Origin of the sequence: Enterobacter cloacae complex sp. 342H5 (assembly GCF_050030905.1) — a bacterium.
Lineage (GTDB): Bacteria > Pseudomonadota > Gammaproteobacteria > Enterobacterales > Enterobacteriaceae > Enterobacter > Enterobacter intestinihominis.
Genome location: NZ_JBLGVB010000001.1, coordinates 853745 through 865634, shown reverse-complemented (window position 1 = coordinate 865634; position 11890 = coordinate 853745). Strand labels below are relative to the sequence as shown.

The window sequence follows — 11890 nt, the reverse complement described above, 5'->3', positions numbered from 1 at the left end:
TTATCACACATGACGGCGATTACTGCTGATAAAGCTCCAGCGGCAGACCGTCCGGATCGTTGAAAAAAGTGAAACGTTTATCGGTGAAGGGATCGATGCGAATTGCTTCACAGGCCACGCCGTGGGCTTCCAGATGCTTTACCGCGCTGTCCAGGTTATCGACGCTGAAGGCCAGGTGGCGCAGGCCGCAGGCTTCCGGGCGCGAAGGACGCGCTGGCGGGAAAGGAAAAGAGAACAGTTCAATCACATATTGTCCGTTTAACGCCAGATCGCCTTTCCAGGAATCGCGCTCCTCGCGGTAGGCCTCGCTCAACAGCGTAAAGCCGAGAATGTCGCAGTAAAAGGCCTTACTTTTCGCGTAATCGGTGGCAATGATCGCAATATGATGAACAGCTTTTAAACCCAGCATAGTTTCTCCTTTTTATGGTGCCCTGAACGTTACAACCGACAACCCGCCCCTGGCAAGCGGCCCCTTTTATTTTAGGACTCTCACCCAGTACACGCCGTTATCATCGCGTTTCGCACCGTGAATATCCGTCTCAAAGCCCGGATAGTGGCGCCCTATCGAACAGAGCATCAGCAGGAAATCGAGCACCGCCCGGCTCTCCTCGGTGATCATCTCGCCCGGCATCAGCAGCGGTACGCCCGGCGGATAAGGCAGGATCATGTTGGCTGATACCCGCCCGACCAGGTTCTCCAGCTCAATGGTTTCAACCTCCCCTTTCACCTGGCGCTGCCACGCCCTGTGCGGCGTCAGCTTCATTTCAGGCAGAACATCAAATGCCTGCAGCATCAGGCGCGGCAGATCGTGCTGGCGGATCAGCCTGTGGATCCCCTGGGCCAGATCCTGAATACGCATATTGCGGTAGAAGTCAGGATCTTCCGCGTAGAGATCCGGCAGCATATTCTTCACCCGCAGGTTAAGATCGTATGCGCGCTTAAACTCCATCAGTCCGCGCAGCAGCCCCATCGCGCGGGTTTTATCGATCCCGATACTGAACAGGAACAGCAAATTATAGGGGCCGGTTTTCTCCACCACCACGCCGCGCTCATCAAGGAACTTCGCCACCAGCGCAGCCGGGATCCCTTCCTCACCCATCACACCCTGCTCATCCATACCCGGCGTCAGGATCGTCACCTTAACCGGATCAAGGAACATGTGGTCCGCATCAGCATCCCGAAAACCGTGCCAGCTCTCCCCCGGCGCGACGGGCCAGCATTCTGCCTCATCAATCTCTTCCGGCTGCCAGATATCAAAGAACCAGCCGTCCGCTTCATCTTTAAGTCGCTGAACCTCTTTTCGGAAATGCAGCGCCCGCTCCACCGAACGATTAATAAGGCGTTTCCCGGGATTACCGCGCAGCATCGCCGCCGCCGTTTCGATGGACGCCACAAGCGGGTAGCTGGGCGACGTGGTCGTGTGCATCATGAAGGCTTCGTTGAAGGTGTCCTCGTCGTACTCACCCTTGATGTGAATGAGAGACGCCTGGGAAAACGCGGCCAGCATTTTGTGCGTCGACTGCGTCTCGAAGAACACCTTGCCCGGCACCCGCTCGCCGCTCATCCCACTTTTACCCGAGTAAATCGGGTGGAAATTGGTGTAAGGCACCCACGCGGAGTCAAAGTGAATCGACGGCACGTCCAGCGTCTGCTTGATCCAGTTCGTGTTGTAAAGCAGCCCGTCATAGGTGGAGTTGGTGATCACCGCATGCACAGGCCAGCTTGCCTCGGGGATCACCGCGATCTTATTTTCAATGGCTTCATGCGCGAACTCACGGCGAGGAATGCCGCCGAGGATCCCCAGCGCATTACGCGTGGGAGACAGCCAGAGCGGCACGACGTCACTCATCATCAGCAAATGCGCCAGTGATTTATGGCAGTTTCGGTCAATCAGCAACGTGCTACCGGCAGGCGCGGCGTACATGCCGACGATCTTGTTCGACGTCGAGGTTCCGTTGGTCACCATGTAGCTCTGCTCGGCACCAAAGGTCCGGGCGATGTACTCTTCGGCTTCCAGATGCGGGCCGGTATGATCCAGCAGAGAGCCTAACTCGGTGACCGAAATCGACACGTCCGCCTTCAGCGTGTTACCGCCAAAGAAATCATAGAACAGGCATCCCACCGGGCTTTTTTGATAGGCCGTTCCCGCCATGTGGCCTGGCGTACAGAAGGTGTACTTCCCTTCATTCACATAGGTGAACAGCGCACGCGTAAACGGCGGGGTGATGTTATCCAGATATTCACCGGTGTACTGCTGAATGCGGGTCGCAATGTCCTCGGCAACGCCGAGTGAGTATTCGAAGAACCACAGCGCCATACGCATATCGTGGGCGCTGACGTCCATGGTCGAGTGAGTGTTGATAAAGGCGTACAGCGGAAGATATTCGTTGAGCTTATTGATCTCGCTGCACAACTCCATGTCGTATTCGTCCCAGTCGAATATCACGCCACAGATGCGCGGATTGTGTTCGATGAATTTCAGCAGGTCGGCGCTGTTTTGCGGCCAGATTAGCTGATATCCGCGTGCTTTAAGGGCTTGCTCCAGCTCCTTGATGGGTTCGTCTTTATAAAAGACGCCGTGTGGCCCCATGATGGCAATGATGTTCATGGTTTACCTCCTTGAAAAACATCAGATAAGCATAGTTAAGGTAAACGGCAGGTATAAAAAAAGCCGCAACAATGTGCGGCTTTTAGGATAATTGTGAGGCTTACGCGTAACCGTAGGTCATCAGACGCTGATAACGACGGTTGAGCAGATCTTCTGTGCTCAGCACGTCCAGATCAGCCAGGTCTGCCAGCAGCTGCGCTTTCAGGGAAGCAGCCATCACTTCCGGCTTACGGTGCGCGCCACCCAGCGGTTCAGGGATAACGGTGTCGATCAGCTTCAGCTCTTTCAGACGTGGGGCAATGATGCCCATCGCTTCCGCAGCCAGCGGCGCTTTATCGGCACTTTTCCACAGAATGGAGGCACAGCCTTCCGGAGAGATAACGGAATAAGTGCTGTACTGCAGCATATTCACTTTATCGCCCACGCCAATTGCCAGCGCACCGCCGGAACCACCTTCACCGATAACGGTACAGATGACCGGCACTTTCAGGCGAGACATCTCACGCAGGTTGCGTGCGATGGCTTCAGACTGACCGCGCTCTTCTGCGCCAACACCCGGGTAAGCACCCGGTGTGTCGATGAAGGTGATGATTGGCATATTGAAACGCTCAGCCATCTCCATCAGACGCAGGGCCTTACGGTAGCCTTCTGGTGCTGGCATACCGAAGTTACGACGGATCTTCTCTTTGGTTTCACGGCCTTTCTGGTGACCAATGATCATCACCGGACGTCCATCCAGACGCGCGATACCGCCGACGATAGCTTTATCGTCAGCGTATGCGCGGTCGCCTGCCAGTTCGTCAAATTCGTCAAACGCCAGGCGGACATAATCCAGGGTGTACGGACGCTGTGGATGACGCGCCAGCTGGGCGATCTGCCATGCGCCGAGATCGGCAAAGATTTTGCGCGTCAGTTCTACGCTTTTTTCACGCAGACGATGCACTTCTTCGTCGATGTTAATATCCAGTTTTTCATCCTGACGGCTTACGGCTGTCAGAGAATCGATTTTCGCTTCCAGCTCTGCAATCGGCTGTTCGAAATCAAGGAAATTCAGACTCATAGTATTCCTGTATTAGTCAAACTCCAGTTCCACCTGCTCCGAACCAATGAGGCCACGGAGATCGTTCAGTAAACGATCGCTCGGAGAGACACGCCACGTTGCACCAAAGCGCAACCGCGCACGTGCATCCGCCCTCTGATAGTAGAGATGTACTGGAATGGTCCCCGAGCGGTGGGGTTCCAGAGACTGACGGAGTCGGTTTAAAAGCTGGTCATCAATTTGCCTGTCCGTCAGCGAGATAGCAAGCCCGCGAGCATATTTTTCCCGGGCTTCGTCAATGTCCATCACTTCGCGGGCGGTCATTTTAAGCCCCCCGCTGAAGTCATCAAAGCTGACCTGTCCGCTGACGATAAGTATGCGGTCTTTTTCCAGCAATTGCTGGTATTTATCCAGCGCGTCGGTGAACAACATCACCTCCAGACGCCCGGAACGGTCATCCAGGGTACAGATGCCGATACGATTGCCGCGCTTGGTGACCATTACCCTTGCAGCAATCACGAGCCCCGCAGCCGTGGTGATTTTACCACGTTCTGTCGGATGCATGTCTTTAAGCCTGTGGCCGCCGACATAGCGCTCAATTTCTTTCAGATACTGGTTGATCGGGTGTCCCGTCAGGTACAGGCCTAACGTCTCACGCTCCCCATCCAGCACCACCTGTTCTGGCCACGGCTGGCAGTTGGAATAGGACTGCTCGATCTGCTCTGGCTCTTCCGCCAGCACGCCGAACATATCCGCCTGGCCAATGGCTTCCGCTTTAGCATGCTGATCGGCCGCTTTCAGCGCATCGCCGAGCGAGTTCATCAGCGCGGCGCGGTGTGGCCCCAGCCGGTCAAACGCACCGGACATGATCAGTTTTTCCAGCACGCGCCGGTTCAGTTTTTTGGTATCGGTGCGGGCGCACAGGTCGAACAGCTCACGGAAATAGCCGCCGTTGTTACGCGCTTCGATGATCGCCTCGATCGGCCCCTCACCCACGCCCTTGATCGCGCCGATCCCATAGACGATTTCCCCGTCATCGTTGACGTGGAAATGGTACAGGCCAGAGTTAATATCCGGCGGCAGGATCTTCAGCCCCATGCGCCAGCACTCGTCCACCAGGCCAACCACCTTTTCGGTGTTGTCCATATCGGCGGTCATTACCGCCGCCATAAACTCAGCGGGATAGTGGGCCTTGAGCCACAGCGTTTGATACGACACCAAAGCATAAGCGGCGGAGTGGGATTTGTTAAATCCGTACCCGGCGAATTTCTCCACCAGGTCGAAGATTTTCATCGCCAGTTCGCCATCGACGCCGTTTTTCTTCGCGCCATCTTCAAAGATAGAACGCTGCTTGGCCATCTCTTCCGGCTTTTTCTTACCCATCGCACGACGCAACATATCTGCGCCGCCAAGGGTGTAACCAGAAAGCACCTGGGCGATCTGCATGACCTGTTCCTGATACAGGATGATGCCGTAGGTTGGCTCCAGTACCGGTTTCAGGCTTTCATGCTGCCACTGCACATCCGGATAGGAAATCTCTTCGCGCCCGTGCTTACGGTCGATAAAGTTATCTACCATCCCCGACTGCAACGGGCCCGGACGGAACAGAGCCACCAGCGCGATCATATCTTCGAAGCAGTCTGGTTGCAGACGCTTAATCAAATCTTTCATGCCGCGGGATTCAAGCTGGAAGACGGCTGTCGTCTCGGAGCGTTGCAGCATGTCGAAACTTTTCTTGTCATCAAGCGGGATAGCCGCGATATCCAGCGGCGGCTCGCCGTTCTTCTCACGGCGGGCGTTGATCATCTCCAGCGCCCAGTTGATGATGGTCAGCGTACGCAAACCAAGGAAGTCGAACTTCACAAGCCCGGCGTATTCAACGTCGTTCTTGTCGAACTGGGTGACCGGATGCTGGCCCGCTTCATCGCAGTACAGCGGCGCGAAGTCGGTGATTTTGGTCGGGGCAATAACCACGCCCCCCGCATGCTTACCGGCGTTACGCGTGACGCCCTCCAGCTTGCGCGCCATGTCGATCAGCGCTTTCACCTCTTCGTCGGCTTCGTAGATTTCCGGCAGCTGAGGTTCAGCTTCAAAGGCTTTCGCCAGGGTCATGCCCGGATCGGGCGGCACCAGCTTAGAGATTCGATCGACAAAACCGTAGGGGTGGCCCAGAACGCGGCCCACGTCGCGGATAACCGCTTTCGCCGCCATCGTACCGAAGGTAATGATCTGTGAAACCGCATCACGACCGTACATATCGGCCACGTGCTCAATCACCTGGTCGCGTTTTTCCATGCAGAAGTCGACGTCGAAGTCGGGCATGGAGACACGTTCCGGGTTAAGGAAACGTTCGAACAGCAGGTCGAATTCCAGCGGATCGAGGTCGGTGATTTTCAGCGCATACGCCACCAGAGAGCCGGCACCTGAACCACGGCCCGGGCCAACCGGTACGCCGTTATCCTTCGACCACTGGATGAACTCCATTACGATCAGGAAGTAGCCAGGGAACCCCATCTGGTTGATCACCTGGAGTTCAATATCCAGACGCTCGTCATATTCAGGACGCTTCTCTTTACGGACCGCTTCATCCGGGAAGAGGAATTCCAGACGCTCTTCAAGGCCCTCTTTCGATTTCATGACCAGGAAATCTTCCGTGGTCATGTCGCCCGTCGGGAACTGCGGCAGGAAATATTCGCCGAGACGCACGGTGACGTTGCAGCGCTTGGCAATCTCTACGCTGTTTTCCAGCGCTTCCGGGATGTCGGAGAAGAGCTCACACATTTCCTCTTCGCTGCGCATGTACTGCTGCGATGAGTAGTTGCGAGGACGTTTCGGATCGTCGAGGGTGAAGCCGTCGTGGATAGCGACGCGAATTTCATGTGCGTCAAAATCGCCCGGCTCAAGGAAGCGCACATCGTTGGTGGCTACCACAGGCAGGCCACGCGCTTCCGCCAGGGCGACGGCCGCATGCAGATAGCTCTCTTCATCCGCACGCCCGGTACGGATTAGCTCCAGGTAATAGCGATCCGGGAAATACTCTTCGTAGAACGAGACGCACTGATCCACCAGCACGTTGTTCCCGCGCAGCAGACATTTGCCGACATCACCCATACGGCCACCGGAGATCAGCAGCAGACCTTCGTTCAGCTCCGCCAGCCAGTCGCGGTCAATCCATGGACCCAGCGCGCCGTAGCCGCGCTGGTAGGCTTTTGAGATCAGCAGAGTGAGGTTCTGATAGCCCGTGTTATTCATGGCTAACACGGAAATTTGCGTCATCTCATCGCCGAGCAGGTCGCTCTGCACGTGGAAATCCGCGCCGACGATGGGCTTTAATCCTGCGCCATGCGCCGTTCCGTAGAACTTCACCAGGCCACACAGGTTGGTAAAATCGGTGATCGCCAGCGCAGGCATGCCAAGCGAGGCCGCCTTCTTTACCAGCGGCCCGGTCTTTGCCAGCCCATCGATCATGGAGTAGTCGCTATGCACCCGCAGGTGTACGAAACGTGGTTCAGCCATCTTCAGATCCCGCGTTACTTAATTGCTTGCGTCTTGATTCAGGACACCAGTCCCAGCGCGCGTTTCACCGGGCCAAAGCTGCGCCGATGATGTTCAGTTGCGCCATGTTCAGCCAGCTTTTCCAGATGGAAAGCCGTTGGATATCCCTTGTGCTGGGCGAAACCATACGCGGGATAAGTGAGGTCCAGCGCGGCCATTTCGGCATCGCGCGTCACTTTGGCAATGATTGACGCCGCACTGATTTCTGCGACGCGGCTATCGCCTTTAACAACAGCCATTGAAGGCATCGGCAGCGTCGGGCAACGGTTACCGTCGATCAGCACATACTCAGGCACAATCTTCAGGCCCGCAACGGCACGCTGCATCGCCAGCATGGTGGCGTGCAGAATGTTCAGATCGTCGATCTCATCCGGCTCTGCGCGCCCGAGACTCCAGGCCAGCGCCTTCTCTTTAATTTCATCGAACAGCGCCAGGCGGCGCTTTTCGCTCAGTTTTTTCGAGTCGTTCAGGCCAGGGATCGGGCGGGCTGGATCGAGGATCACCGCCGCGGTCACAACGGCACCCACTAACGGACCACGACCGACTTCATCCACACCGGCAACGAGGTGGGTATGGGGATAAATAAATTCCATCATTGTGCTAACTCCAGCACCGCATCGGCCGCCTGCTCATCAGCATTACAGCGGATCAGTTGATGCAGTTCACGGAAAGTATCATGCATCTGGTGGCTGGTTTTACCGTTGGCCAGCAGCGGCAGTAATGCATCAGCCAGTGCCTGCGGCTGGCATTCATCCTGCAAGAGTTCTTTCACCAGTTCGCGACCTGCAAGCAGGTTTGGCAGGGATACGTAGTCTGTTTTTACCAGACGTTTTGCCAGCCAGAAGGTAAATGGTTTCATGCGATAACCGACCACCATTGGGCATTTTGCCAGCATACACTCCAGCGCAGCCGTGCCGGAAGCCAGCAGTGCGGCATCGCTCGCAAACATGGCTTGCCGCCCTTTCCCGTCCAGCAGGCGGACGTGAAGATCCGGGGCAACCTCGGCTTTGATACGCTCAAACTGCTCGCGGCGTTTGGCATTCACCAGCGGCACGACCACTTCAAGGTCTGGGTACGTCTTGCGGAGAATTTGCGCCGTTTTCAGGAAATCGGCACTTAGCATTTCAACTTCCGCACCCCGGCTCCCTGGCAGCAGCGCCAGACAGTGCACATCATGCGGGATGCCCAGTTCGTCACGCGCCGCATTTTTATCAGGGTCCAGCGGCATGGCATCCGCCATGGTATGACCGATAAAACGGCACGGGACATTAAACCTGTCGTAAAACGCTTTTTCGAAAGGCAGAAAAGCCAGCACCAGATTGGTGGACCGTCCGATTTTGAAAACGCGTTTCTGTCGCCACGCCCACACGGACGGGCTGACGTAATGGATAGTTTTGATCCCCTGCTTTTTCAGGTTCCCTTCAAGGGTAATATTGAAATCAGGTGCATCAATGCCGACAAAGACATCGGGCTTGAGGTCGGTAAAGCGGCGGGTAAGATCGGCGCGAATATGCAGCAGGCGACGCAGGCGGCCCAGCACCTCGACGATGCCCATCACAGCCAGCTCTTCCATTTCATACCAGGCTTCACAGCCTTCGGCCTGCATCAGCGGCCCAGCCACGCCCACAAAGCGGGCATTGGGTACACGGGCTTTAAGCGCGCGTATAAGACCTGCACCAAGAATATCGCCGGAGGTTTCTCCGGCGACCAGGGCGATAGTAAGCGGACGACTGTCGACCATTAACGAATCAGACCACGGGTTGAACGTTCAAAGAATTCCATGAACGTTTTCACTTCAGGGTGCTTATTCGCCAGCTCGGCAATTTCCGGCTTCGCCTCTTCCAGCGTTTTACCGCTACGGTACAGCAATTTGTACGCGTTGCGGATCGCGGTAATCGCTTCGCGGCTAAAGCCACGACGCTTAAGGCCTTCAATGTTCACGCCAAACGGCGTGGCATGGTTGCCCTGCGCAATCACAAACGGTGGGACGTCCTGCGCCACACCGGAGCACCCGCCGACCATCACGTGTGCACCGATGATGCAGAACTGATGGACTGCGGTCATGCCGCCAATAATTGCGAAATCATCGACCGATACGTGCCCCGCCAGCGTTGCGTTGTTGGCGAGAATACAGCGGCTACCCACGGTACAGTCGTGCGCAATATGCGCATTAACCATAAACAGGTTGTCGCTGCCCACCTTCGTCAATCCACCGCCTTGCGTTGTACCACGATGAATGGTGACGCTTTCGCGAATGCGGTTACGATCGCCGATTTCCACGCGGGTCGGTTCGCCAGCATACTTAAGATCCTGGTTAACTTCGCCGATGGAGGCGAACTGATAGATCTCATTGTTGCAGCCAATGGTGGTATGACCATTCACGACAACGTGAGATTTCAGTACTGTACCCTCACCAATTTCGACATGGGGTCCAACAATACAAAACGGGCCAATGTGGACGTTTGCGCCAATGATGGCACCCGTTTCCACAATGGCGGTAGGATGAATAAAGGCGGATTTATCAATCACGTATCAGGCCTCCCGGCTACGCGCACACATCATTGTCGCTTCGCAAACAACTTTGCCGTCAACCATAGCTACGCCTTTGAAGCGAGTCAGGCCGCGACGCGTTTTTTCAAAAGTGACTTCCATGATCATTTGATCACCAGGCACGACCGGACGCTTGAAGCGCGCTTCATCGATACCCGCGAAGTAATAGAGTTCACCCGGCTCCAGTTTACCTACGCTTTTAAACGCCAGAATACCGGTAGCCTGTGCCATCGCTTCCAGGATCAACACACCCGGGAAGATAGGTTTACCAGGGAAGTGCCCCTGGAAGAACGGCTCGTTAACGGAGACATTTTTCACTGCGCGCAGAAAACGACCTTCTTCAAAATCCAGCACACGGTCTACCAGTAAAAACGGGTAGCGGTGCGGCAGAAGTTCTAAAATCTCTTCAATATGCAGAGTATGAGTGTCAGTAGTCAAAATACTCTTCCTGTCAAATGTACTAAGTAGCAATAATAACACGGCCTGCCGGTTTATAAACAAAGCCGACAGGCCGGGAAATTTAGCGTTAAACGGATGAACGCTTAGTCTTGTTGATCGATTTTGCGCTCAATCGCTTTGAGTCGCTTGCTCATATCATCAATATTCATCACCAGTGCAGCTGTTTTACGCCATACCTTGTTCGGTTGCAGCGGGATACCGGAGGAATAAACGCCGGGCTCAGTGATGGGACGCATCACCATACCCATCCCCGTCACCGTGACTTTGTCGCATATTTCCATATGGCCATTGATCACGCTGGCACCGCCTATCATGCAGTAACGGCCTATTTTCAGGCTGCCTGCCATGATAACACCACCCGCAACTGCGGTATTGTCGCCAATCACAACGTTATGTGCAATCTGGCACTGGTTGTCTATGATAACACCGTTACCAATAATGGTGTCGTCAAGTGCACCACGGTCAATGGTTGTGCAAGCGCCGATCTCAACGCGATCGCCGATAATCACGCGACCCAGCTGCGGGATCTTAACCCAGTTACCCCGATCGTTGGCGTAACCGAATCCGTCAGAACCAATCACCGTGCTGGACTGTACGAGGCAATTCTCGCCAATCTCAACCTCATGGTAGACAGAAACATTGGCCCACAGACGAGTCCCTGCGCCAATTTTCGTATTTTTTCCAACAAAGCAGCCTGGCCCAATCACCACGTTATCACCCAGCACAACGCCGGATTCGATAACGGCGTTTGCGCCGACTGCCACGTTGTTACCCAGCTGAGCCGTTGAATCAATCGCAGCGCTGGCTGCAATGTTCTGCGCCGGCTGCGGCGTGGTATCAAGAATTTGGGCCATGCGTGCATAGGTCAGGTAGGGATTTTTCACTACCAGTGCAGCGTTAGTGGCAAACGGAAGATCGTCCTGCGTCAGAACAACGGCAGACGCCTGGCACTGAGCCAGGTGTTCACGGTACTTAGGGCTTACCATGAAGGTAATAGTGCCTGCTTTAGCAGATTGCATGGACGCAACAGCGGTGATGACGATATCGCCATCACCGTGTAATTCTGCATCCAACTGCTGAGCTAAATCAGCCAGTCGAATTGAAGGCATTACTTATTTAACCTGTTTCAGAACATCAGCGGTGATGTCTTTAACATCGCTGCTGTTGAATGCAACGGCGTTCGCATCAACAACCAGATCGATGCTCTGATCGGCTGCTACTGCTTTAACGGCAGACTGAATACGCGTCACCAGCTTGCCACGCTCTTCGTTAGAACGACGCTGACGATCCTGCTCGAAAGCCTGCGCTTTCTGAGAGAAGGTCTGGCGCTGAGACATGACGTCTTTTTCCAGTTTGCTGCGCTCGCTCGCTTTCATGGTAGAACCATCACGCTGTAAACGCTGCATCTTGGACTGAAGATCACCTTCCATACGTTGCAGTTCGCTCGCACGGCCTTTGAATTCGTTTTCCAGCGTTGCAGAAACGCCCGTTTTCTGTGCAACCTGCTGGAACAAATTACCCATGTTGACGATTGCAATTTTGTCCGCTGCCTGAGCAGAAGTTGCCATCGCTAAACCGAGACCTGCAGCTAATAACCACTTTTTCACAATTAACTCCTTACCATCCCATTGGCACCCGAGGGGTGCCGTTCTTTGCGTGGCAAGGCGACCGTTTTACCG

General features: G+C 55.1%; 10 protein-coding genes. All 10 read right to left on the bottom strand.

Going from position 1 to position 11890, the window contains the following annotated elements:
- Positions 1–19 precede the first annotated feature (19 nt).
- Positions 20–409: a VOC family protein gene (locus tag ACQG03_RS04130; RefSeq protein ID WP_022647115.1), complete on the bottom strand. Its 390-nt coding sequence runs from the start codon at positions 407–409 to the stop codon at positions 20–22.
- 66 nt (positions 410–475) lie between these two features.
- The gene (locus tag ACQG03_RS04125; protein ID WP_063163118.1) at positions 476–2608 is read right to left on the bottom strand and encodes a lysine decarboxylase LdcC; all 2133 of its coding nucleotides are present in this window, start codon (positions 2606–2608) and stop codon (positions 476–478) included.
- A gap of 100 nt (positions 2609–2708) precedes the next feature.
- Positions 2709–3668 carry an acetyl-CoA carboxylase carboxyl transferase subunit alpha gene (gene accA, locus ACQG03_RS04120; protein ID WP_003856154.1) on the bottom strand — a complete coding sequence of 320 codons (960 nt, stop codon included), beginning with the start codon at positions 3666–3668 and terminating at the stop codon, positions 2709–2711.
- A gap of 12 nt (positions 3669–3680) precedes the next feature.
- Positions 3681–7163 carry a DNA polymerase III subunit alpha gene (gene dnaE / locus ACQG03_RS04115; protein ID WP_023305469.1) on the bottom strand — a complete coding sequence of 1161 codons (3483 nt, stop codon included), beginning with the start codon at positions 7161–7163 and terminating at the stop codon, positions 3681–3683.
- 38 nt (positions 7164–7201) lie between these two features.
- Positions 7202–7798: a ribonuclease HII gene (rnhB, locus tag ACQG03_RS04110; protein ID WP_023305468.1), complete on the bottom strand. Its 597-nt coding sequence runs from the start codon at positions 7796–7798 to the stop codon at positions 7202–7204.
- Positions 7795–8943 carry a lipid-A-disaccharide synthase gene (gene lpxB, locus ACQG03_RS04105; RefSeq protein ID WP_023305467.1) on the bottom strand — a complete coding sequence of 383 codons (1149 nt, stop codon included), beginning with the start codon at positions 8941–8943 and terminating at the stop codon, positions 7795–7797. Before lpxB ends, rnhB begins: the two co-directional genes overlap by 4 nt.
- On the bottom strand, positions 8943–9731 hold the full coding sequence (lpxA, locus tag ACQG03_RS04100; protein WP_003856164.1) for an acyl-ACP--UDP-N-acetylglucosamine O-acyltransferase: 789 nt from the start codon (positions 9729–9731) through the stop codon (positions 8943–8945). The genes lpxB and lpxA overlap by 1 nt, the downstream gene beginning before the upstream one ends.
- Before the next feature lie 3 nt (positions 9732–9734).
- Entirely contained in the window at positions 9735–10190 is a 456-nt protein-coding gene (gene fabZ / locus ACQG03_RS04095; RefSeq protein ID WP_003856165.1) for a 3-hydroxyacyl-ACP dehydratase FabZ, read from the bottom strand.
- 104 nt (positions 10191–10294) lie between these two features.
- Positions 10295–11320, bottom strand: coding sequence for a UDP-3-O-(3-hydroxymyristoyl)glucosamine N-acyltransferase (lpxD, locus tag ACQG03_RS04090; RefSeq protein WP_038415377.1), 1026 nt, complete (start codon positions 11318–11320; stop codon positions 10295–10297).
- 3 nt (positions 11321–11323) lie between these two features.
- Positions 11324–11818 carry a molecular chaperone Skp gene (gene skp / locus ACQG03_RS04085; protein WP_006810039.1) on the bottom strand — a complete coding sequence of 165 codons (495 nt, stop codon included), beginning with the start codon at positions 11816–11818 and terminating at the stop codon, positions 11324–11326.
- Positions 11819–11890: the final 72 nt, after the last annotated feature.

Coding starts and splice junctions, on each gene's coding strand:
- ACQG03_RS04130 (WP_022647115.1), bottom strand. CDS start 409: ATGCTGGGTTTAAAAGCTGTTCATCATATTGCGATCATTGCCACCGAT.
- ACQG03_RS04125 (WP_063163118.1), bottom strand. CDS start 2,608: ATGAACATCATTGCCATCATGGGGCCACACGGCGTCTTTTATAAAGAC.
- accA (WP_003856154.1), bottom strand. CDS start 3,668: ATGAGTCTGAATTTCCTTGATTTCGAACAGCCGATTGCAGAGCTGGAA.
- dnaE (WP_023305469.1), bottom strand. CDS start 7,163: ATGGCTGAACCACGTTTCGTACACCTGCGGGTGCATAGCGACTACTCC.
- rnhB (WP_023305468.1), bottom strand. CDS start 7,798: ATGATGGAATTTATTTATCCCCATACCCACCTCGTTGCCGGTGTGGAT.
- lpxB (WP_023305467.1), bottom strand. CDS start 8,943: ATGGTCGACAGTCGTCCGCTTACTATCGCCCTGGTCGCCGGAGAAACC.
- lpxD (WP_038415377.1), bottom strand. CDS start 11,320: ATGCCTTCAATTCGACTGGCTGATTTAGCTCAGCAGTTGGATGCAGAA.